14 protein-coding genes are annotated in these 23,792 nt (G+C 54.2%); all 14 read left to right on the top strand.

Translation table 11 applies throughout. From position 1 onward, the window contains the following. Window positions 1-4: 4 nt before the first annotated feature. The 14 genes from SPL68_RS02790 to SPL68_RS02855 all read left to right on the top strand — a co-directional run bounded on the left by SPL68_RS02790 (window position 5) and on the right by SPL68_RS02855 (window position 23,753). The gene (locus tag SPL68_RS02790) at window positions 5-1,279 is read left to right on the top strand and encodes an ATP-binding protein (RefSeq protein ID WP_323813541.1); all 1,275 of its coding nucleotides are present in this window, start codon (window positions 5-7) and stop codon (window positions 1,277-1,279) included. 1 nt (window position 1,280) lies between these two features. Continuing rightward, a complete protein-coding gene (locus SPL68_RS02795) occupies window positions 1,281-1,556 on the top strand; it encodes a hypothetical protein (RefSeq protein WP_323813542.1) in 276 nt (91 codons plus the stop codon). Beyond that, window positions 1,553-2,218 (top strand): CIS tube protein, encoded by a 666-nt coding sequence (locus SPL68_RS02800; protein WP_323813543.1) that lies wholly within the window; start codon window positions 1,553-1,555, stop codon window positions 2,216-2,218. Before SPL68_RS02795 ends, SPL68_RS02800 begins: the two co-directional genes overlap by 4 nt. A gap of 81 nt (window positions 2,219-2,299) precedes the next feature. Further along, window positions 2,300-2,587 (top strand): hypothetical protein, encoded by a 288-nt coding sequence (locus SPL68_RS02805; protein WP_323813544.1) that lies wholly within the window; start codon window positions 2,300-2,302, stop codon window positions 2,585-2,587. Between the two features lies 1 nt (window position 2,588). Next, entirely contained in the window at window positions 2,589-3,716 is a 1,128-nt protein-coding gene (locus tag SPL68_RS02810) for a phage late control D family protein (RefSeq protein WP_323813545.1), read from the top strand. Window positions 3,717-3,757: 41 nt separating this feature from the next. Further along, window positions 3,758-4,570, top strand: coding sequence for a phage baseplate assembly protein V (locus SPL68_RS02815; protein ID WP_323813546.1), 813 nt, complete (start codon window positions 3,758-3,760; stop codon window positions 4,568-4,570). 46 nt (window positions 4,571-4,616) lie between these two features. Continuing rightward, on the top strand, window positions 4,617-5,012 hold the full coding sequence (locus SPL68_RS02820; protein WP_323813547.1) for a GPW/gp25 family protein: 396 nt from the start codon (window positions 4,617-4,619) through the stop codon (window positions 5,010-5,012). Next, entirely contained in the window at window positions 5,012-6,472 is a 1,461-nt protein-coding gene (locus SPL68_RS02825) for a baseplate J/gp47 family protein (protein ID WP_323813548.1), read from the top strand. Before SPL68_RS02820 ends, SPL68_RS02825 begins: the two co-directional genes overlap by 1 nt. After that, complete coding sequence (locus SPL68_RS02830; protein ID WP_323813549.1) at window positions 6,469-9,285, top strand: baseplate J/gp47 family protein; 2,817 nt, start codon at window positions 6,469-6,471, stop codon at window positions 9,283-9,285. The genes SPL68_RS02825 and SPL68_RS02830 overlap by 4 nt, the downstream gene beginning before the upstream one ends. Continuing rightward, window positions 9,278-10,954, top strand: coding sequence for a phage tail protein (locus SPL68_RS02835; RefSeq protein ID WP_323813550.1), 1,677 nt, complete (start codon window positions 9,278-9,280; stop codon window positions 10,952-10,954). The genes SPL68_RS02830 and SPL68_RS02835 overlap by 8 nt, the downstream gene beginning before the upstream one ends. A gap of 218 nt (window positions 10,955-11,172) precedes the next feature. Then, window positions 11,173-15,591, top strand: coding sequence for a DUF6519 domain-containing protein (locus SPL68_RS02840; RefSeq protein ID WP_323813551.1), 4,419 nt, complete (start codon window positions 11,173-11,175; stop codon window positions 15,589-15,591). A gap of 37 nt (window positions 15,592-15,628) precedes the next feature. Continuing rightward, window positions 15,629-16,423, top strand: coding sequence for a hypothetical protein (locus tag SPL68_RS02845; RefSeq protein ID WP_323813552.1), 795 nt, complete (start codon window positions 15,629-15,631; stop codon window positions 16,421-16,423). A gap of 15 nt (window positions 16,424-16,438) precedes the next feature. Continuing rightward, window positions 16,439-21,055 (top strand): eCIS core domain-containing protein, encoded by a 4,617-nt coding sequence (locus tag SPL68_RS02850; RefSeq protein WP_323813553.1) that lies wholly within the window; start codon window positions 16,439-16,441, stop codon window positions 21,053-21,055. Next, on the top strand, window positions 21,021-23,753 hold the full coding sequence (locus tag SPL68_RS02855) for a bifunctional diguanylate cyclase/phosphodiesterase (protein ID WP_323813554.1): 2,733 nt from the start codon (window positions 21,021-21,023) through the stop codon (window positions 23,751-23,753). The genes SPL68_RS02850 and SPL68_RS02855 overlap by 35 nt, the downstream gene beginning before the upstream one ends. Window positions 23,754-23,792 lie beyond the last annotated feature (39 nt).

Consider the following 23,792-nt stretch of genomic DNA (forward strand, 5'->3'; position numbering starts at 1 on the left):
TCTGGTGGAGTGGCAGCGTATCGAGCTGCTATGTCTGTGTTTACTCAACGCCAAAGAGGGGCCGGGCGAGGCGCTGCTGAGCGATCTTAAACAGGCGCAGCAAGCGGTGATCCAGTGGCGCAAGGGCGATTTTTGGCAGGTGTTGGATTTGGGCGGCGATCTGCTCGCGCAGGATCTGCTCGCCTGCATCATCGCCCCGCAAGTCTTGCCGCGCGTGGGCTGGCTCTACCAAAACCTGCAAAACAGCAGCCAGCCAGCGCCCAGTGAGGCGCTGCTCATTTCACTGCTGGGGTTGCCCGACGAACTCTTGGAACAGTCGCGCAAAACCCTGTGGAAACTGGAGCAGCGCGGTCTGGTCCAGCGCGAGAGCAGCGACCCGTTTTCGCCGTTGCTACCCGACCGATTATCGCTCTCGCGGCTGATGCGCTGGTCGCTGGAGGACTGCGCACCACCCGGTGCCTACGCAGTCAAACGGCGCGCCAGTTGGGATGAACTGATTCTGCCACCGGCGCAAAAAAATCTGCTGCGCGAGTTTTTGTACTGGATCGAGCACCAGCAGCAAGTGGTGGATAACTGGGGCGGGCAAAAAGTGGGCGGGCCGGTGGCGCTCTTTGCCGGGCCATCGGGCACCGGCAAAACCCTCGCCGCCAGTGTGCTGGCGCAGGAGTTGGGCTGGCCGCTGTTTCGCGTGGACTTGGCCGCGCTGGTGAGCAAATACGTGGGCGAGACGGAAAAAAACATCGGCCGTCTGTTTGATGCGACCCACGGCCGGCAGGTGATTTTGCAGTTTGACGAGGTGGACGCGCTCATGGGCAAGCGCGGCGAGCTGCGCGAGGCGCGCGACCGCTACGCCAATATGGAAGTTAGCTACCTGCTCACACGCATTGAAGATCACGACGGCCCCTGTGTGCTCACCACCAATCTGCGCAGCCAGATCGATAAAGCCTTCTGTCGCCGGTTTCAAATCGTGGTGGAGTTCGCGCGCCCCGACGCCGAGCAGCGGCTCGCACTCTGGCGCGGCTTGCTGCCACCGCGCGCACCGCTAGCAGCGGAGCTGGATTTAGCCCAAGTCGCCGCAGCGGTGAATTTCAGCGGCGGACAAATCCGCAATGCCGCGCTCCACGCCGCTTATCTCGCTGCGGCGCAGCAAACATCCATCGATATCACCTGCATCGCCCTTGCCGCTCACCGCGAATTGGCAAAAGAGCAGAGCCGTGTGCCCGCCAGCCAACTGGGCGCGCTGGCGGCCTATATTCCCGATCATCTGGAGGTAAGTTGAGATGAAAGCTACTCCGAAAACTGCCTCGGCCGATGTGCATATCACCTCCCTTACGTTGGAGTTGCCCGCCAGCCTTGGTGCGCGCAAACACCGCATAGTGCGCTTGCTGCGCAGTGAGTTGATGCGGCTGGAATGGCCGAAGGGGGATCTGGCGCGACTGGATCTGCCGCCGCTGCCGCTCTCCTGCCAGCAGACCAATCTGGCCATCGCCCGCCAACTGGCGCAGGCACTGATTACTAGTGCGCAGCGCCAATTGGCGCAAGGAGGTCGGTTGTGATTCCCAATGTCACCAAGGGCGCACTGGTGGAGTACGGCTTGACTATGCCGCCGCTGGTACTGGAGTTTGAATTCAACCCCGAATCCCTCAGCCGCACCCGCTCGGTCACTATTACCACGGGTAGCGCACCGGGCACCAAGGGCGGTTACGACTTCAACTTCCCCTCCGAAACCAGCCGCGTGGCGCAGGGGGTGAGTGTGGAGCCGGAGCAGTTCAGCCTCGATATTCTGGTCGATGCCACCGACCGCATGGGCGATATCAACCACCCTGCCCACGCAGTCGCCAACGACTTCGGGGTAGAGCCGGATCTGGATACTTTGCGCGCCATGGTGGAACCCAAAACCCAGGGGCCCGGTGGCGTGCAAATGCTGGCGGGTCTGGGTTTGGGCAGCGCGCGTGCGTTTGCGCGCGACGAGTATCCCTCGGTGTTATTGCTGGTCTGGGGCAGCCATGTGCTGCCGGTATTTCTCACCAGCGTGCAGGTCGAGGAAGTGGCGCATCTGCCCAATCTCAAACCCTATCGCGCCAACGTCAACCTGAGCTTTCAGGTGATTGAGGGCAACAACCCCTTCTTTAAGGTGGAGCGAGTGCGTATGGCGGCGGGTGCGGCGCTGAATTTTGCCTCCACCCCTGCCAGTGTATTGGGGCGTATTTTTGGTTGATAACAAAGCGTCGTGAGTGGCGAGAGTTGTGGTGGTGATGGTCGGTCAGTGTAGTTAACTGTGATCAACAAGGAGGCGGCGATGTTAGTGAAAAAATCCCGTTACAACGGCGGTCGGTTGTTTGAACCGCAGGGGCAGGAAGGCGTGTTTCGCGGTCTGCGCGCGCGGCCGGTGACGACCTTGGAAGGGGTGATCGAACACACGATCACCGATACCGACCGGCTCGACCACCTCGCCCGGCACTACTACGACGATGATCGGCTCTGGTGGCGCATTATCGACGCCAACCCGCAGCTGTTGTTTGCCGACAAGTTACTGGGGCCGGATTACGTCGGGCGGGTAATTCTAATTCCGCAGGGCAAGGCTTGATATGTTGGACTGGCTGAACGATCTCATCCGCGCGCCGGCGAGCTGCATTATCCGCATCGCCGGGCTGGAAATTGCCGATCTCTACTACTGCTTGGTGGAGGTGAACGCAGTGCTCAACAACGCCGAGGCGAGCGAGGCGACGCTGGTATTTGAAACCCGCCGCGTCGCGGGCGATCAGTGGAGCGTGCACGACGACGAGCGTATCCGGCCCTGGCAGAGCATCCAGATTCTGGCCAGCTTCGGCGTGCGCGAAGATGAGGTGTTTCGCGGTTATATCCGCCAAGTGCGGGTGGAATTTCCCGAGCAGAAAGGCGCGGCCAAGGTCACCGTCACCTGTCAGGACACTTCGCTGCTGCTCGACCGCAACCAGCGCGACAAACGCTGGGGCGATGAAGCGCCCACGACCGATGCCTTAATCGTCCAGCAGATATTGGCTGAAGCGGGTTTGCTACCGCTGGATATGCCCGGCCAAGGCATGAGCGATCTGGTGGTGCAGCAGAACGAAACCGACATCCGCTTTCTGGCCAAGCGCGCGCAGGAAAACGCCTATGACTTGTTCTTCCGCGCCGGCCAGCTGTACTTCGGCGCGCCGCGTTTTGAGCGCAAGCCCCAGCCCAGCATTCTGGTGTATGCGGGAACTTCCACCTCCTGTATTCGCTTTGATCTGGATGACGACGGCCACCACCCGGACGCGGTGATTTATGAAATCGCCAGCGATTCAGGTTCGACCACCAGCCCCTCGCGGGTGACGCCCAACTTGCCGCTGCTCGGTACCACACCGGTGAGTAGCGCCAACCCCGGCAGCGATGAGTTCGCTTGGCGCCTGAGCCGCGAAGGTGTGAGCAGCCCCAATCAGGCCGAGCAGCGGGCGCAGGCGCAGGCCAATAGCGAGTCGCTCAAGATCAAGGCGACCGGCGAGCTGGACGGCGTGCTCTACGGCCATGTGCTGCTGCCGGGCGATCCGGTGGGTATCGACGGTATCGGCAATCGCTACGGCGGCCGCTGGTATGTGACCAAGGTGGAACACAAGTTCGATATGAGCGGCTATCGCCAGAGTTTTGAGGTCGCCCGCAATGCCTATGGCGATGACCTACTCAGCCTGAGCAATCCGCTCGCGGCCATTTTTTGAAGTGGATTGTTTGATGATTTAACCAAAAGGGATTAAGACCCATGCCCAATGCTTTGGAACAACTCGTCCGCCACAGCCAGCAGCGCTACTACGGCAAGTACCGCGGCTTTGTGACCGACAATCAGGATCCGAATAAGCTCGGCCGAGTCAAGGTAACTGTGCCCTCGGTGTTCAGCGGCGAAGAGACTTTTTGGGCGCTGCCCTGCTCGCCCTTTGGCGGTCTGGCGGAACAGGGTGTGTTTATGATCCCCGAGGTGGGAGCGCAGGTGTGGGTGGAGTTTGAAGAGGGCAACAAAGACCAGCCGATCTGGGTGGGCGTCTTCTGGCAGCCGAGCGAGGCGATCCCGACCGAGGCGCAAAAATCGCCGCCGACCACTCGTGTGATCAAAACGCCGTCTGGCCATGTGTTGCAGTTTGACGATGAATCCGGCAAGGAAAAGCTGCGCCTCGCCCACCCCAAAGGGGCGGAGCTGAATGTAGATGAAAACGGCACAGTGATCCTCACCGATGCCAAGGGCGCCACGCTAACGCTCGATGCTCAAGGCAATAGCGTCACCCTCGAAGATGCCAATGGCAACAGCATGGTGATGGACTCGAGCGGCACAGTGATTAAAGACGCCAACGGCAATGAGATCACCATGGCCGCCGGCCAGTTAACCGTGAAAGGCACCATGATCACTATTGAAGGCAGCCAAGTCGCGCTGGGCGGCAGCGGCGGCGAGCCACTGATCAAGGGCACCAGCTTCTTAACTATGTTTGCCACCCATATGCACACCTGTGCGGTCGGGCCGACCTCGCCGCCGATCCCGCAGGGTGAGATGTCGACCTTAACCACCAAAACGACGGCCAGTTAGACGCAAAATCAACGCAATTAGCCACTCAATCCAGGAAGAACAGGCCATGAGCAAACTCAATCAACCGGTTTATATGGATTTCCCGCTGCGTTTGGGGCGCACAGGGGCGGCGACCTTGCAGCGCATTCCCCATATCCGCGACCAGATTGAAATGGTGCTGTTTACCGACCCGGGCGAGCGCTGGTTCCGGCCGGAATTTGGCGCCGGTATACGCGCGCTTATCTTTGAGCCCAACAGCTCACCACTCTGGCAAATCACCAAACAGCGTTTGCAGGCGAGCTTGGCGGAGGCGCTCGCGGGCGAAGTCGCACCGCGCGATCTGGAAATCAGTGTGCGCGCCGATGAGGATTTTCCCGAGCGCTTGATCGTCAGCATTGCCTATCACCTTACGGCGCTCAACCACACCGAGCTGGTGGAGTTTGACGTGGCAGGAGGTGTGTGATGGCGCAAACGCCCCAGCCATTGCTTGAATTTGTCAAAAACTGCTGTGGCGACTGCGGCCAGCGGCAGGTGGATTTGCCGCGCCCTTTGCCGAAGATCGGCGACGATTTCGACTGGATGCAGCGCGATTACGACGGTTTTCGGTTGTTTATGCTGGAGGAGCTGGCCGGTCGCTTCCCTGAACGCAGCCGCTGGACGCCGGCGGATATTGAAGTGGTGTTAGTGGAGGCGCTGGCGGTAGTGCTCGACCAGATCTCCGACACCCTCGACCGCAGCCAGAGTGAAGCCTATCTGGACTCGGCGCGCCGCCCAGACAGCCTGCGCCGTCTGTTATCGCTAATCGGTTACGACGCGGTGCGCGAGCACTATCAGCCCCAGTGGAACGATGCCGCACTGGTCAAACATCTGCTTGCGTTCAAAGGGCTAGCGGTGGCGAGCCTCAATTTTGTGCCCGACCTGACCCGTACTGAGCACCTGATTCGACTGCTGATCTGGTTGGAGCAACCCGCTAATGCCTTGGGCAGCGCCCCCAGTCTTGCCAATCGCACTACCGAGCGCCAGTTTTTGCAGCTGCTGGGCTATGACGCCGACAACCTGCGCGAGGCGCTGGATTTGGAAATTCCCGCCCACCGCCGCTTTGCCACTGAACAGCTGGAGCAGCGCTGGTACAACAATAGCCATTTGATGGACGCCGCGCGCCGCGCTGGCCCCGCCGCGCTGCACACCAACCGGCGCATGGTGACGCTCAACGACTATCGCGAGCGCAGCGAAGATCATCCACTGGTATTGCGCGCCGCCGCCAACAGCCGCTGGACTGGCTCATGGGCAACCATCGAAATAGTCGCGGTATTAAGTGAAAACGGTATTTTGGATGAAGCCATAGACGCCGCCGTTCCCGCCGATGAACTGGCCGGATTGCAGCAGGCGGTGGATGACTTTCACTGGGGCGAGCAACTGCCCTCGGTGGATTGGCATCTGCACCCGAGTTTTCGCATGGTGATCGACGCCTATATCGACCGCTATCGCATGGCCGGTCAACAGGTCTGGCTGCGCGATGCCACACCGGTCGGCCTCTATCTGAACCTGTCGGTGCGGGTGGATGCCAACTACTTCCAATCTGAAGTCCGGCAGGCCATCGCCCAGGCGCTGGGCACTGATCCGGGCGGGTTTTTTGAGCCGGGCAGACTGGCCTTTGGGCAGGATATTTACGCCAGCGACCTGATCGAAACCCTGATGGCACTCGATGGCGTCAAGGCGGTCTGCCTCAACCGCTTTAAGCGGGTCGGCGACCGCTATGCCGATGAATCCGGCTCGGGAGTGATCAAGCTCGATGCCTTTGAGATCGCCCGCTGCGACAACCTGCCGGAGGCTTGCACCAAGGATGAGCCAGACGCTGCGACCAAGAAAAGACAATCCTACGGCTACTGGCGGCTGACGTTACACGGAGGGCAACGCGGATGAGCAGCTCCCTCGAATCCACAGATGATTTGACTCGCTGGAATCGCGCTGGCCTGAGCCGTTTGCAGTATATCGACGGCAATGCGGCCACTTATCTGGAAGACCTGCGCCTCGCGCTGCGCACCCAATTTGGCGCCGATGAGGATGTGCTGGCGTGGTTGGGCGGCGATCTTGATAGTCTCGCCAGCGATAAAAACCTGCGCGAATGGCAGGTGCGGCTGCTCGACCAATACGGCAGCCCAAGGCGCGACTACGCCTGGGAAATCCTGCGCACTTTTGCCCGCTCCAGCCATGTGCTGGCGCAGACCATCGATGCCTATAGCAACGAGCGCTACATCCGCACCGCCACCCAGTGGGACAATGTGCGGCGGCTGGTGAAAATGCTCGACTATCACCCGGCACCGCCCGCCTCGGCCGAGGCCTGGGTCGCGCTCTTTGCCAAGCTGCCCGATGCCAGCAAGGGCATCACAGGTGTAGGTGTGATTGATCCGGGGCTCGCCCTGCAAAACCAGCCCAAAGACGGCAGCAGCCCGCTGGTGTTTGAAACCCTGCAAGAGCTGGCGCTTGATTATCGCCTCAATGAACTGCGCGCGCCTAACCATGATCGCTCGGTTGCAAACCTGACCATTCCCGCCTGCAACGGCACGCTGGAGTATTGGCTCAGTACCATCCCAGAAGGCATCCCCGAGGGCACCAGTGTGGGCGATAGAGGGCTGGTGACCTGCCTGAATCAGGCGGCGGCGGTAGAAATCATATCGATCAGCAGTGATCACATCGGCCTCAAGGTGATTGAGCAGGGCTTTAGCGCGCAAAGCTGGGCACTGGCTGATCTGCGTTTGCAGTTGGCGCCTGCATGGCAAAACGCACCGCGCTTGAATGGTGCCAATGTGGTGGAGGTATCCAGCGTCAATACCAGTGTGCGTGCAGATGACCTTTTGGCTTATGCCTCAGGCGCTAATTGGGTTGTTCGCAAGGTACTGGCGGTGGATGGCAATCGTGTTGAATTCAATAGCTCGGTTACCAGTGGCACAGTGTTGTATCAGACCTTGCAGTCCAAAAAGCAAGCGGGTGAATTTGTCCTGCCGAAACAGCGCGGCTATGCCTCGGTATGGAAATCAGATCAGACAGCGGTTACGCCGACAGCACATAATGAAGGCAGTGAGCATATTTATGACGCGCTTGATGCCAATACCAGCGCCAGTATTTATTACCTGCCAGTCAACCCGCCTGCTGCGTTCAGCATCCTCAACACTACGTCTGCGGTATTACAGTTCTCCGGTAAACCGGGGGATCTGGCGAGCGGTGACTGGATCATTCTGCAAAATGCCAGCGGCCAGTTTTACAGCCGCAAAATTGCCAAGATCGAGCTGCTTGAGGGCGCCTATCGCCTCACGGTACAAGGCAGTCTGGCTAGTGGGCGCTGGATTCTGGGGCAGGGGCACTTTAAGGAATCCCTGCCGCACTTGGGTTACAACCAAAATCAGGATTCGATTTATCACGATAGCTCCAGCACTCACAGCCAATTGACGCTGAACCTCGCCGAGTTGCCTCCAGCAATGACCGTTGGCCGCGCGCTCTGGGTGCTGGGCGCGCAGGATAGCCGCTTGGTGACGGTGCAGGAGATTCTGGATTTTGATGATGGCGAGCTGGTGATCTCAGTAAAACCCAGTCTTAGCGGTATGGATTTGCCCAAATACGCCACCCGCGTCTGCGCCAATGTGGTCAAGGCCGGGCAGGGCGAAAATCGCGGCCAGTCAGTACTGGGCAGTGGCAACCGGATCGAGGCCAATCAGCAATTTCTGTTCGCCAAAACCGGCCTGGCCTTTGAACAGGACAACAACTTTATCAGTGGCGTGCGCGCTGCAGTGCGGATTCAGGTGGATGACCGCGTCTGGACGCAAGTGGATAACCTGCGCGATTCGGAAGCTACCGATACCCACTATGAAGTGGCGCTCAATGAAGACCATCAGGCGCTGGTGCGCTTTGGCGATGGCATTCACGGCCAGCGCCTGCCCACCGGCACCAATAACCTGCTGATTCAGGCGCGTTTCGGCGCCGGTATTGCGGGCAATTTACCCGCGGCCAGCCTGAGCAAACTGAAAAAGCCTCATGCGCTGGTGGAGGCGGTGTTGCAACCAGTGGCCGCGACTGGTGGCGGTGACTTGGAAACCGGGGCGTCCCTGCGCGAGCTGGCACCGGCTTCGGTACTGACGCTGGAGCGGGCAGTATCCATCGCCGATTACGGCCATATCGCCCAGCGCCACGCCAGCATCTGGCAAGCCCGTTCCTACGCCCTGCCCGATACCCCACGCGCTACTGATCGGGTGGAAGTGGTGTTGGTGCCCGCTGGTGGCGGGGCTTTAAGTGCAGATTTCAAAGCTGGCATCAAAACTTATCTGGAAGGTTTTTCGCGCCCCGGTGTGTCGGTCTACATCGAAGCCTATCAGGCGATATTGCTCGATTTACGTATCAAATTACGGGTCGATATCAATGCCTACGATGGCGACAAGATCGCCGAACTTGTACGTATAAGCCTGCTGGATAGCTTTAGTTTGCAACAAGCGCAGCTGGCCGAACCACTCTATTTATCGCGCGTCTACCAAGTAGTGGAAGCAGTGGAAGGTGTGGAAAACGCCGATGTTCTGATTAATCCCGACGGCTTTATCGATGAGGCCGGCGACCTGACCGAGCCTGCCGATCTCTTCTACGGTGACGACCACACATTGCGCCGCCTGACGCCGGGCAATCGCCAACTGATTTACCTCAACGCGGAGCTTATCGCCCCAAGTATCAGCTGGGAGGCCGCCGATGTCTGATCGCACCCTCAAACTCTACGACATACTGCCCGCCTACATTCGCCAGCAGGATGAAACCGGCCATACGCGCGACTATTTAGCGGCGGCCGACAGCCTGCTCGACCGCCTCTACCAGACAATGCGTCAGCACTACGCCGACAACTTTCCCGACCTGCCGCTGGATGACACAGAACCCGCCGCACAGGAGTGGCTGCTGCCCTACTTTGCCGACCTGCTCGATGTGCGTTTGGTATCACCCTTGGCTGAGGGTAAACGCGCTGAAATTGCCAAGGCTGTGGCTTGGCGCCAGCGCAAAGGCACCTTGCGAGTGGTGGATGAGGTAGCCGAAGCCATTGGCCAGTGGGAAGTGGTGGTGCAGGAGGCATGGCGTCGGCTGGCGATGACACCGCGCTTGGATGAACCGCTACTGCCGGAAGCCTATTTTGGTGCCGAGACTGAGCTGAATAAGACAATTCCCAGTGAAATGGCCAAACACCCCGGCCTGCCTGCGGCGACTATCGATTTCCGCATAGGCACCCGCGCGGTAGCCAGTGAAGACAACTATCCCAACAGTCAGGTGAGCAGTGTCGGCGGTGTGTCCTATCGCTGGCGCCAACAATATCCTCACGGCGTACCCTGCCATCACCAGCACATAGACGCGAGTGGAAAATTTCATAGCGCGGCCTTTGATGATGCCAGTAAACGCACGCCCGATTTGCGCAGTAGTGACTGGCGCGTTGGCCATTTTCATCCGCGCAAAATTTTGCTCAATGTGGTGCAGCCCGAAGGATTTTTTCCGCGCAACATCATCAAAGTGCAATGGCAGCAAAGTTGGTTGGATAACGTTGAAATTCCCAGCGAGAGTTTTTTAAAACAGGTTGCGCTTTATTCTCGACTCGATGGCACTTTGGTATTTGAAAATCGCCAACTCAGTGCGCGTGTTTTTACCCCGGTGCAAATCAACGGCGTATTTAAACTCGGCCAAATCATTCCTTCCGGTGTCGGCCCCGCTGACCCAGAGCCAGACCCGGGCGTCAACGGCTATCACTTTGCCGGGCTGGTGCTCAATAACAAAGTTGAAATCGATTCAGGTGTGGTAACGCTGGATCGCTGCGCGGTAAAAATTCTGGAAGTACACAGCCGTTTTGAGGGCACAGATCCGCGTCATCTCAAGGTGCCAGTGATTCATGCGCGCAATTGTCTATTTCGCGATCTGCAATCCGCCACCAGTTTAACGCGCCTTGAATATTGCACAGTGTTGAAAAAATGTTTGGTGGAAGCGCTGCAAGCGAGTGAGTGCATTTTTACTTGCCTGATTCGCAAAGACCATGTGATTCCCGCCGAACCCGCCAAAGCGCCGCCCACCAAAATGTGTGTGCGCTACAGCCATATTTTGCCCGCGCAACTACCCGCCAATCTCGAACAACATTTTCACAATACGCGCGCGCCGGTGCATTTTTTTAGCGAGCAATTTGGTCATGGCAGTTGTGGAGTATTGCATCCAGCAAGCGACGAAAGCATTTGTCAGGGCGCCGAAGATGGAACCGAAATGGGCGCCTATCACTTTTTATATTTGTGTGTGCGTTTTGCGGCAGTGAAAGAAAAACTGAAAGATTATTTACCCATAGGTTTTGAAGCAGTGGTGATTCCGGATGAACACTTAACGCGCTTTCCGGAATTAATGACTTAGTGTTAATTGAATATTGAATTTGATGGACTTTGTTCAATGGACTTGATTACTGATTGCGGGACACGCCGTGAATACATCCATGTAGGCTCATCTTCGACATCCCTGTCTCAGACGGTCCCGCAACCAGTAATCAAATCCATTCCAGCAGGGAACATACTCGATGTAAGACCAAGGACAAACGGATTTTCAACGATTAAACCAGCGATTGAGACAAGGCTATGAAAACACAAATTTCCCGCGCCAGCTTTTCAGCAGACAATAATTACTCCGGCGTATTCCAGCAGATGGGGCGCATGATCACCGATGCGGATTGGAATGAACTGTCGCAACTGGTGCAATTCCAAATGCAGGACGCGCTGCAAGATGTGATCGGCAGCGGCACACCACGCATGCGCGGCATGGTCAAAACCCTCGCACCCAACAATCATCAACTGCATTGGGGACATGTGTATGTCGATGGTATTCGCGCGCGCGTTTTACCCAATAGCAAAACTGCCAATCCGCAATTTAATTTTTATCAGCAAGCGGATTTTCCTTCCGCCCCGCTATTGGCTGCCGGTGAATATCGTTTATATGCCGATGTGTGGGAGCGCGCAGTTACCGCACTGGAAGATGAAAATTTATTAGACCCGGGTTTAAAAGGCGCCGACACCTGCACACGCACACAAACCATGGCGCAAATAAAAGCCTGTGCCACCAGCATCAGTATTAACGATATTCACAATAATGCCGCGCTCAATCCCGCCATAGGCACAATTCCGGTTTCGCTCTCGCTGCGCGCCGGTAAAACAGTGAAAGATCCCTGCGATCCCTGTGCCGATGAACTCGCGCTGCAAGATAAAGTCGGCAATTATTTATTTCGCATTGAAGTGCACCATGTTGAATGGACAACGGATGCGATTCCACAAATCAGTGGTATCACGTTTAAATGGTCAAGCGAAAACGGCGCTGAACAATATGTCGATGGTGAAACGCCGCCGGGTTTTGCATCCAGCCAGTGGTGTTACGAATTTTTTTCTGGCGTTAATACAGAGAATGCTGCATTACACATGACCAGTGAAAAACACCTCGGTCATCATCTCACCAATGGTTTTGCGCCGGTGCGCGGGCAATTGTTTGATGGTTATCCCTCAAGTAAACCCGCGAATTTACCACTGGTAAGACGCTGGGATGGATTTGTGCAGCTACAAAAAATTGCGGGCGTTTGGTCGCTAGTAAGCGGTGCAGATCGCGGCCGCAGTTTGAGTAATAGTTATGGCGATAGCGACCACGCGTTTATCGATTTAACGGGCCCGATCACAATCAATCTAAATGAAACTGTTTTAACTTTTGATCTTGCCAGTAACACCGCATTGGCAGGAGATTATTGGCAGGCACCGGTGCGCGAAGTTATTCACAGCGCGGGTTCAGTATTGCTTGATCAAGCGCTGCCCAATGGCATTCGCCATCATTATTTTGTGCTCGGCCGTGCGCAAATAGCCGCTGACGGTAGCCTGAGCAATTTTATTCCCGAAAGCAGTGAATGCACCTCGTTTGAATTTCCGCCGCTCACCGACATAAGCGCAAAAGATGTGTGTTACGACAACAGCAGTTGCGACGGTCCCAATGTGCGCACTGTGCAAGAAGCGCTGGATTATTTATGCCAGCAGCGCAATCTAAAATGGCACAACAAACATTTGCACGGCATGGGTGTGGTCTGCGGATTAAAAGTGCAATGCGCACCGGCAGTAATTGAAGACGATGGCAGTGTGCAGCCGCAAGAGCGCGTAACTGTCACACCCGGTTATGCGTTGGGCTGTGAGGGCGATGATCTGGTGCTGGAATTGCCGCAGAATTTTAATGTGCTCGAAGCGGTTAAAAAACTCGAAGAGGAAACAGCAACAACAATACTGGATGCAGAAGGCAATGCAAGCCTTTGCTTGTATATCGATATAGGCGAAGCTGGCGGCGACCCGGTGTTAAAAATCGAAGCCTATGACGAAAAAACCCATAAAGATAATCTGTTTGATAGCACCATTTGGATGGATTTCTATCAGACCTGTATCAAGGACTTGATCGACGATGTGAAAGACGAACTTGACGATTTGAATATCGATGAAATTGATGAAGAGGAAAAAAACAATGGCGAATTAATTTCCGTGCGCCGCAAAAAATTTACCACCCTGATTAACCTGATTGTCTATTTACTTTCCAAACCCCACGGCGCTTATGTGTTTACCTCCAAGAAAGAGCACGTGATCCTGCGTGATTTTTATCATCGCCTGCGCGAAATTCTGCAGAGTAAAACTTTTTGCGGCATGCTTAAAGGGCAGGACTTTCCCGAGTATCCATTTCCGGAAACCAGCATCACCACCTATTTTGGCCGCGACCATCATCAACAGCTTGTAGTTCATCCGCAGGAGCAATTTGTACTCACCTACGGCGGCAGCGATACCAGCGTTAATATTTTTAATGTGGATAACGAAACACTCATAGCAAAAAGCAATGTGCCTTCGGCGCAAGGCGGTGAGACAACTGCTGTTACTTTTTCACAGGACGGAAAATTAATTTATGCCGCAGTCGATATTAACGGTATGGATTCGATTTTAAGCCGCGGTCGTTTTGAAGAGGGAAAAATCGAATGGGAAGTGAGTGCCGTACTCTGCGGTGTACGTGTAGCGGATATGCGTTTTGTGTCCAAGCAGGAAAACTTGCTGTTTGTGTTAGGCATCGGCGATGGGCTTTATATCATCGATGCTGAAAAAATATTTAGCGATGAAAAATTTGTCCCCGCACCCAGTTGTCAATTTAATGCGGTGGGTCATGTCGCTTATGACGTTGAGCAGGAGCGATTGTTTGCTACTGCCGCTGACGCCAGTGCCGGAGAAACTACAATCTATGACCGGATTGTAATAGTGCCTTTGGCTGGTGCAACTGCGAATAGTGAAAATATAGTTGCGCAAACTCATACATTAACGAATCCCGCGAGTGGTGTGTTGGCCAGTGGCAGCGATGGCATTGCGCTAAGCCCCGCAAATCAAAACAATACCAACGAGCTCTATGTTGTCGTTGACGGTAGTAATGACAATAAAGAAATCAGAGTTTACAACATCAACAATGGTGTTTTTCCCACTGCACCACCGCAAATATATTCGCAGTTGCCGGACACTGAAATAACCCTCGCCTACCACACCGGGCTTTCATGTTTGATTGTTGCCTTGCAAGATGAATTTCGCTTGCAATTATTTGAACGGATAAACGTGGCGGTAGAGCGAGTTCCCGTGCAAATAATGCCGACCGCGTTAGCTATAAGCCGCGAAAAAGGCACGGTTTATTCTTTAAATTTTGCCAGTAATACACTCACCGCAATTCCGCAGGATGAATTAAAAACTGATCAAGCATTTAATAATGCGCTGGCTAAGTATCGCTGGGAGGTTATCCTCGCATTTGTTGCATTGGCTGGAAATCTTTTGCAAAACCTGAAAGATTGTTTTTGCCATTTGCTGTTGATGAATTGCCCGGACTGCGATGAAAAAGACAAGGTATGGCTGGCGTGCATAACGGTGAAAGACAGCGAAGTGTATAAAATTTGCAATCTAGGTAAACGCAAAGATGTATGGACTTTTCCAAAATTGGAGTACTGGCTTTCTATAGTACCTATCTTGCCAGTGATAAAACTGGGTGTATCTAAAATCTGCTGCGCTATTTTCCCCAATCTCTTTAAAAATTATGCCGATAAGTATCAGGCCAATACTGACCAGTTTGCCGTTGTCAGTGGCAAGACCTATAAACAGGCGATGTATCAGGCAAAAACAACCGATGTCAAAATGATGATGCGCGAAAACACCAAACAGTTTTCCGCACCTATGGCATTGCTGCGCGATAAATTGTTGTTTAATCAACGCAAACCAGCAGAAGATGGCGCAGATAAACTGGCATTGCGATTTGCGCAAACGGAATCTGCAGTACAAGAGTTGGAACAACAGGGAATGCAAGTTGAGGTAAAAGAATATCGCCCTGAGCAAGCGGGAGTCGTATTACAAAAATATCAAGAGACACCCAAGCGCATTCCGAAAAACAGCAAGGTGACTGTCTATCAAAAAAATGGAAAGGTGTTGTTTTATGCAGCAGAAGCGCCGCAGGAAAAAATACTAACGCTGGATGAAAATAAATTAGCTGAATTTGAGCTGCGCAAACAGTCGCTGGAAAATATGCAGGCGGTGGAAGAATCCATCGCCCGCGTTGAAGCGCGCAAACAATCGCTCAATGAAACCACCGAACTGCAAAATCAGTTGAAAGCCCTGCAAGAAGAAAAATCCAAAGCCGTTGAAGATGTAGCAGCACTGAATTCGCAGTTGAATCTGTTGCGCACTGAACGCAGCAAAGCGCAACAGGAGTTGATCGCCATGCAATCGGGTATGGTGGAAATCAGCACCAATTTAAAATCCCTACAACTGGAAGTCACCAAGGTGCGGCCGGTAAAAGAATTGGCCAGCGTCGATGCCAAAACCCAGGAAATTTTGCGCAATGAAGGTGTGTTAACGGTAAATGATCTGGCCAGTGTCGATAGTGCCAAATTAGTTGAGCGCGGTGTAGATGCACAAAAAGTATTGGTCATGGTGCAAGAGGCACAGAACAAACTGAAACTCTTGCGTTAATTATCGCCGCTGTATTTTTCCTCATGGAGGAAAGGTTATGGCTGTTAAATATTGTACGGGTAAACGTGCCGCGCACATTGCAATGCGGAACCCGCAAACGTCGCGTTCACGTATATATCCACAGCAATCTCCTGCGGTGCAGGAAGTGATGCAAACATCGGCTGTGGGTACAGTTTCTGGAAATTCATCTCTGCCAGCGAATTTGCATTCCGCGTCGGCTGATCCGCGTGCGGTAGTTACTGCGGCAGATTCAGCGGCCGCCGGTTATCTAACATCAGCAACCATTTTTAGTTTTCTCGATAGCATGATGTTGGATATGGCGATGAATAACAGTTCATCGAATTCCTTCCTCGCCTACCTGAACCGATTCGATACGCCGGAACAAGTAGGCACGCGTTTTCGCAATCGGTTTAGTGGCCAAACCTATGCAACCGAAGCTCAGGCGCAAGCGCGCGAATTGGAATCGCTGTCTGCGCGCTTTGAAAATATTGGCACTTATCTCGATGCGGGCATTGGTTACATTAGCAATGATCGTTCACGCGTGAGTATTGGTTCTTGTCGCGATCGCTGCAGTGCGCATCCTGCGTGGGGTGCCTGGACTTGCCCGGAGCGAAGCGCGCGCGCAATTGCACTCTGCCCGCCGTTTTGGTCATCAACCGCGGGTGAACAGGCGACCATGATCGTGCATGAATTGGCGCATCTGCGTTACGGCTTGCAAGCGCACAATGCGGGCAACCAGCGCCAGCGTGGTCGCAACCCTGAATGTTATGCAAGTTATATCGCGGATGTGTTTGGCTTTTCGTCTTACAGCAATCAGTGTCCTAGGGTATAAATCCGGCATTCGCTTATGGAACGCACACAGGTCAGTATCGCGCGTAAACCCGCTGCTGCTGCGCGCAGTAAAAGCAGACCTGTGACTGCACATCGTCAAACTGCAAGTGTTATGCGCGTGTTGCGTCCGGGCTTGGTGGAAAATTCAGCCTCTGAGACTACAACCGCAACAACCAATCACTCGCTCAGTCATATATCCCCTAGCAGCGAATCTCTGTTATCGCGTCAGTGCGATGAATGTGCGGAAGAAGTACAAAAAAAACCGCAACAATCATTGCCTGCGATTAGTGAACCAAGCGATCCGCTTGAATTAGAAGCTGAGCGTGTTGCCGATAGCGTGATGGCGCAAACTGACCGCACTGCATATTCTCCATTTGCAACGCAGAGCAATGCTGCTGAAGTACAGCGCGCTTGCGCCAGTTGTGAAGAAGAAACTGAAATTCAACGTGTGACCGCTGAACCTCTAGTGCAATCAGCAAATCAAACGACAGAACCGGAATTGCAGCGCCTCTGTTCAGAATGTGAAGAGGAGCAGTTGCAACGCTATGCGCAAGCGGAACAACAAACGTCATCTGAATCACAGACACAAACGCGCCCCGGTTTATGGCAGCGAATTAAAAGTGCATTTCGCACCGGCCGTTATCTACCCAAAAGTGCAGTGAATTTTTTTAAAGCGCGTATGGGTTACGATTTTTCGCGCGTGCAAATTCACACCCATCAACAAGCCGCCGAAAGCGCGCAGGAAATTCATGCACGCGCGTTTACCTGGCGCGATCACATCGCCTTTGCGCCGGGAGAATATCAACCGGAAACCAGTAGCGGTTTGCGTTTACTCGCGCACGAGCTCACCCATGTGGTGCAACAGGGAGCAGTGCAAACACTTGCGCCGGCTGCGCTCAATACAGCAGTTCTCAATGCCGATGTGTTAACCGCTGAGCCGGTAAACTCAGTTAATCAAATTGCTTCTGTGCTAACTCCTGCGGTGCCATTAACAAACACGGCGCCCGCCGAAATTTCCAACTCAAGTCAGCAAGTGCAGCGCAATTGGGCGGGTGATGCATGGGATGCAGCGGGCGATGCGGTAGGCGCGGTTGGTGATGCGGCAGTGGCAGTGGGCGGTGCAGTAGTTGATGCAGGCGAAGCAGTTATTGAAGCGGGCGCGGATTTTGTTTGGTCTTATGTAGAAGACTATGCACCCGAGTTGGCGCGCTTGATTACTGAAATACGCGAGAAGGGATTTTTTGGTTATCTGCGCGAAAAAATTGAAGCGGTAACCCAATCGATTTTTGACGGCCTTGAAGATCAAAGTGGTTTTGTTGCCACCTTGCTAACGACCTTTTCGCGCTTGGCGGTAAGTGCCACCACAATTCTGGCGGGACTCGCGCAGGGCGATTGTGAACCCTTGTTTGCCGCGCTGCGCAGCATGCGCGATGCAGTGACCGAATTAGCCAATGATGCATGGACAGCGATCAGCGATTTCTTTCGCCCTATCGGCGAGTTTTTTTCCAATTTATGGCAGCGCTTTGGCGCACCAGTAATTGAATGGTTGCAAGAAGTTGCCGGTGATGCCTGGCAATTTATTCAGGAACTGGGTCAGGATATTTGGAACTGGGCGAGCCCGGTCGTGAATGCCGTGCGTGATGTAATGAGCGATGCCTGGAATTGGATCAAAGCGCAATTGGGCTTGCCGGACGATGAGGGCAATGATCAAAACGGATTAATCCAATGGGTGCAAGGCAAAGCGCAAGAGGCGTGGACGGCAATTAAAACCGAACTCGCACCGGTGATCGAACCCATTCAAGCGGTGATTACCAAGGTGCAGGAAATATTGCCGCTGGAAGCGATTTTAAATTTCCGCGAAACGGTAAATGGCTGGTTACAACAGGTCGCGGAAACCGCGCGCAATATGGATACCAGTGAAGGCGGCGATGTTGCCGAAAACCAAACGACACTGCGTGAACTATTGCCTGCGATTTTGCTCGGCATTCAAAACTTTCGCACCACCTTGATTGATACCGGCAGCTGGATTGCTGAAAAAATTGGCGGCGCTGTGGATACCGGCAAACAATTTATCAATGCCTTGGTTATCGCCCCGCTGCTCAATGGTTTAAGCAGTGTGTTTTCCTGGCTTAGCACCGGGCTGGACAGCATCGGCAGTTGGGCGCGCGAAACCGTGCAGGGATTATTTAGCGCGCTGGGCGATGCACTTGTGTACCTCTCGCACTTTATCGAGCCGGTGTTAAATGCACTGCAGCGGATTGTGTCAGTGGTGGGTGATCTGCTCGGGCGGCTGCCGGATTTTTTACTCGGGCCGCTCTGGGCGCTGGTGCCTGACTGCATTAAAAATCCGTTGAAAGATTTTTTTGTCGAACAAATTATCGGCCGTATTCCGCTGTTTCAACAATTGGTTGCGGCGGGCGATATCTGGCAGCGGGTGCAAACGACAGCATTGGCGATACTTCGGCAAATTTTTGTCGATGGCGATTTGTTTGGCGCGGCCTGGCGTTTCTTCCGCGAGATGCTCGGCTTGATTGGAATTCCGGCGCAATTGCTGGTGCAAATTGTCGCCAATGCCGCGCAAGCTTTTTCCGATATTTTGATGGACCCAATCGGTTTTCTCGGCAATTTATTGCGCTCCATGTGGCAGGGCGTCACGCAATTTTTTGGCAATATTTTTACGCATCTATTTGGCGGCGTAACCGGTTGGCTATTTAGCAAAATTACCGAGGCCGGATTAACGCCGCCCGACATTACCAGCTTCCGCTCGATTATCGGTTTTGTGTTTGAGCTGCTGGGTTTGACACTGGAAAATATCTGGCGTTTGCTCGCGGTGCATGTGGGGCAGCCGATGGTGGAGCGCATTCGCGGCGCAGTGGAATTGGCGAGCGGCGCGTGGGAATTTATTCAAGTGGCGATTATGGAGGGGCTGCCCGGATTGTGGCGCATGATTCAGGAGCGCATTTCCGATTTGTGGAATATGGTGCTCACCAGCGCGGTCAATTGGATTAACACTGCGATTATCGGCACTGCTTCGCGCTGGTTGATGTCGCTCTTGGATGTGACCGGCATTATGCCGGTGATCAATGCGCTGATTGCGATTTACCACGCGATTGAATCCTTTGCGCAGTACATGGTGGAAATGTTGGGAATTATTAATTCGGTGGTGGCGGGCATCGCCGATATTGCGCGCGGCATGATTGATACCGCCGCGAATTATTTGGAAACCACTATGGCGGATGCCATGCCGATTGTGATCGGTTTTCTCGCCAATCAATTTGGTTTTGGCAATCTGGGCGAGCGTATTCGCGAATTGGTGGAAAGTATTCGCGAGCGGGTTAACGGCGCGCTCGACAGTATTATCGGTGCAGCGGTGCGTGCCGGGCGCGCGTTTCTGGATATGCTGCGCGCCGGTGCTGCGGCAGTGCGCAACTGGTGGGAGAGCCGCAAAGAATTTCGCGATAGTGAAGGTCACAGCCACGAATTGTATTTTCAAAGTGAGCGCGGCGAATTGATTGTGGAATCGACACCTACGCCGGTGAATATTTTTCTGGAAAATCTGGTGATTGCCGATGCCGATCCACAGCGCGCGCAAAAACAAACCCATAAAACCCAAGCGGTTGCGACCCTGCGTGAAATTCAAAGCATTAAACAGCGCTTGGCGAGCGCCGCTGAAGGTGCAGATACCACGGCACTGCGCGCGGAGCTGACACAAAAAGTGGATTTACTCGCGACTCACCTCACACCTTTATTGGGTGTGGGTGATGCGAGCGGGCGTCTGCCTAATCCACTTACGTTAAATAATTTAAATGATGTGCCCGTCACCACACCGCGCAGCGCCGATGAAGAGCGCATCGATTTAAACGGTGCGCGCCAAATGATTTTGCTGGCGGTAGAGGCAACGGATGGCACAGATGCACTGGCCGAATATTTCCTGCGCATCAAAAATCGCTTTGCGTTAAGTGAAGTGGTGTACCAAACCTCTGGCGAAATCACCCGCGTGAAATTGCGCGCAACGCAAGAGCAGATGGTCGATATCAATTCGCCGCTCAAAGGCACAACGTCGGGGCTGACCTTGGCGTCCAATTTGACTCCCACCGGAACTAGTGGCTCAGCTGCTGGTTTCCCTGTGGGAGTAACCATGGTGGCTGATCCGGTAGGGCCAGATAAAATTAACCAAGGCAGCCCTCCTGCGCGAGCCGCACTGGGTGATGTGATGAAAAATTTAGTGACAAATCCACGTCGTCCCAGCGTATCGCGTTATATCAAGGGACACTTGCTCAATCATCATATTGGTGGGCTTGGCAATAATGCCAATATGTATCCCATCACCGCAGCTGCCAACAGTGCGCATCTACATCAAATAGAAACGCAGGTGAAAAACTGGGTGATACAGCATCACTACTGGGTTTATTACAGCGTAGATGTAAACAACATTCAGGAGACAATTCCCCAGCCGGGCAAAAAAGATCCGGCAAACTTTATCAACGCCAGATTCAACTGCTATGCCTATATCAAAAATGCCGATGGCACCAAGCGCGATGAGATTCGCCGTCCGATCGATTCCATTTATACCCAATACACCTCGCCAGTAACTGAGAGTGATTCTGATCCTATACCTGAAGGCGATAGCTAGTGGGTTTATATCTGATCATTTAGGCACCATTCATGCAGCAATCCCGCAGGCAAGCGGCTATAGCAATGCTATAGTTGTCACATCTTTCATTGTTTGTTTTGTAACCGGATTGTTTCCCAATATGCCTGAGGCCATTCCCTTACTTTTGCGCAGTCCCAAGGCGATGGCGTTGGCGGTGTTGGCGGTTTGCCTCAGTTTGTCGGCGTTGATTATTTGGCAATTGGAAGATAACCAACGCCATGCGCGCCGCGCTGATGTGGAAAATATTGCCCAGAACCATGCTTTTTTGGTGCGCGATAGCCTCAATCAGGCACTGACGCTCAACTACTCTTTCGCCGCTATGGTACGCCTTGGCCACGGCGCCACTGCTCGCTTTGAAGATGCCGCGCGCGAGCTTCTGCCCTATTTCGATAGCGTCTCCCATATCAGTTTGTCGCCGAACGGGATTATTACCAAGGTATACCCACTCGAAGGCAACGAGGCATCGCTCGGCTTCAATCAATTGGCCGACACCTTTCAAAACAAAGAGGCGATACGCGCGCGCGACTCCGGCCAGTTAACCCTCGCCGGCCCGGTGCAATTGGTGCAAGGGGGCGTAGGTGCTGTGGCGCGGCTGCCGGTGTATTTATCGACCCCTGAAGGGCAGCAGTTTTGGGGGTTTAGTAACGTCATTATTCGTATCGATCGCCTGTTGCAGAGCGCTAATCTCAACCAATTGGCGGATCAGGGCATGGCCTATCGGCTGTGGCGCACTAATCCCGATACCGGAGAGCAGCAGACGATTACCGCCCATGAAGCCGGTTTTCTGATCGACCCTGTGCATAAAATGTTTGATGTGCCTAATGGCAATTGGACGCTCAGTGTCGCGCCGGTTGCAGGTTGGACGGATCAGATGCATTTACTGGGTGAAATCCTGATCGCTTTGTTGCTGAGTTTGCTGCTGAGTTACCAAGGTTGGCTGATGGTGATGATTCAGCGGCGGCGTTTGCATTTACAGGATGCAGTAGCCGACCAGACGCGCGAGCTGCTCAAGGCGCGCGCCCATCTGCAGGCGACGCTGGATGCCATCCCCGACCAGTTATTTGAGGTTGATAGTAAAGGCATCATCCACAGTTATCACACCAACCAGCCGGATTTATTGGTACTCAAACCGGACGAGTTTTTGGGGCAGAGGTTTCATCAGTTCCTGCCCGAACCGGCTTGCACCATTGTGGATGAGGCACTGCGCGAAGCAGCAGAATGCGGCATCTCCACTGGCAAATGGTATTCGATAAATTTGCCGCGTGGCCCGGCGACTTTTGAGTTATCTGTGTCACGCAAAGCCGATAGTGAGGATGGCGTTACCCGTTTTGTGGTTTTGAGCCGCGACATCACCCAGCGCAAAGAAAGCGAAGAGCGCATCAACAAACTCGCGTTTTATGACCCGCTCACCCAGTTGCCTAACCGCCGTCTGCTGCAAGATCGGCTGGAGCGTGCAATCGTCACCAGCCAGCGCCAAAGCTCACTGGGCGCGCTCTTGTTTATCGACCTCGACGACTTCAAAACCCTCAACGATAACCGCGGTCATCACATCGGCGATTTGCTGTTGATCGCCGTAGCGGATCGCTTGCGCCAAGCGGTGCGCACTCAGGATACGGTGGCGCGTTTGGGGGGCGATGAATTTCTGGTGGTGTTTGAAGGGTTGGATGCCGAGCACGACAAGGCCGCGCGTCAGGTGCAGCAGATTGCCGAGAAAATCCTCGCCAGCCTCAATAACGCTTATCAACTTGAAGGTCAGGAGTATTTCAACTCGCCCAGTATCGGGATTTGCCTGTTTGGCGATACTCCGGTGCAGATTGACGAGCTGCTGAAACAAGCCGATCAGGCCATGTATCACGCCAAGGCGGCGGGGCGAAATACCCTGCGCTTTTTTGACCCGGAAATGCAGACCATCACCGCCCAGCGGTTTGCGCTGCAAAATGAAATCCGCGATGCGCTCTACCAACAACAGTTCCAACTCTACTACCAGCCGCAGCTCAATCAACACGGCAAGGTGGTGGGCGCCGAAGGCTTGGTGCGCTGGATTCACCCGCAACGCGGCATGGTGCCGCCGCTGGAATTTATCCCGCTCGCGGAAGAGTCGGGGCTGATTTTGCCGCTCGGCCACTGGATTCTCGCCACCGCCTGCGCGCAGTTGGTGGAGTGGAGCAAAAGTCCGCAGACGGCAGACATCATCCTCTCGATCAACGTCAGTGCGCGCCAATTCCAGCACCCGCAGTTTGTAGAGCAGCTGTTGGCGATAATCGAGCAGACGGGTGCTGTGCCCAATCGCCTCAAACTCGAACTCACCGAAAGCATGCTGGTCGCCAATCAGCAGGACATCATCACCAAAATGGACGCGCTTAGAAGCCGGGGTATCCGCTTCTCGCTCGACGACTTTGGCACTGGCTATTCATCCCTCTCCTACCTCAAGCGCTTGCCGATCAGCGAGTTGAAAATCGACAAGTCGTTCGTCAAAGATGTACTCACCGACCCCAACGATGCCGCCATCGCGCGTATGGTGATCCGTCTCGCACAAAGCATGGAACTCACGGTTATCGCTGAGGGTGTAGAAACCAAAGAGCAGCGCGATTGGCTCGAAAGCGAAGGCTGTTTTAAATACCAAGGCTACTTTTTTGGTCGCCCTGTACCTATTTCCGAGTTTCCTGACGGACGTTGATCAATACTGCTGCGAATTGTCGTGCAAATAAACAAGCTG

Source organism: Cellvibrio chitinivorans, from assembly GCF_035117775.1.
GTDB lineage: Bacteria > Pseudomonadota > Gammaproteobacteria > Pseudomonadales > Cellvibrionaceae > Cellvibrio > Cellvibrio chitinivorans.

Bases quoted from the DNA above. Each gene is read 5' to 3' on its own strand.
- SPL68_RS02795 (WP_323813542.1), top strand. From the start codon at position 1,281: ATGAAAGCTACTCCGAAAACTGCCTCGGCCGATGTGCATATCACCTCC.
- SPL68_RS02805 (WP_323813544.1), top strand. From the start codon at position 2,300: ATGTTAGTGAAAAAATCCCGTTACAACGGCGGTCGGTTGTTTGAACCG.
- SPL68_RS02810 (WP_323813545.1), top strand. From the start codon at position 2,589: ATGTTGGACTGGCTGAACGATCTCATCCGCGCGCCGGCGAGCTGCATT.
- SPL68_RS02815 (WP_323813546.1), top strand. From the start codon at position 3,758: ATGCCCAATGCTTTGGAACAACTCGTCCGCCACAGCCAGCAGCGCTAC.
- SPL68_RS02820 (WP_323813547.1), top strand. From the start codon at position 4,617: ATGAGCAAACTCAATCAACCGGTTTATATGGATTTCCCGCTGCGTTTG.
- SPL68_RS02825 (WP_323813548.1), top strand. From the start codon at position 5,012: ATGGCGCAAACGCCCCAGCCATTGCTTGAATTTGTCAAAAACTGCTGT.
- SPL68_RS02830 (WP_323813549.1), top strand. From the start codon at position 6,469: ATGAGCAGCTCCCTCGAATCCACAGATGATTTGACTCGCTGGAATCGC.
- SPL68_RS02835 (WP_323813550.1), top strand. From the start codon at position 9,278: ATGTCTGATCGCACCCTCAAACTCTACGACATACTGCCCGCCTACATT.
- SPL68_RS02840 (WP_323813551.1), top strand. From the start codon at position 11,173: ATGAAAACACAAATTTCCCGCGCCAGCTTTTCAGCAGACAATAATTAC.
- SPL68_RS02845 (WP_323813552.1), top strand. From the start codon at position 15,629: ATGGCTGTTAAATATTGTACGGGTAAACGTGCCGCGCACATTGCAATG.
- SPL68_RS02850 (WP_323813553.1), top strand. From the start codon at position 16,439: ATGGAACGCACACAGGTCAGTATCGCGCGTAAACCCGCTGCTGCTGCG.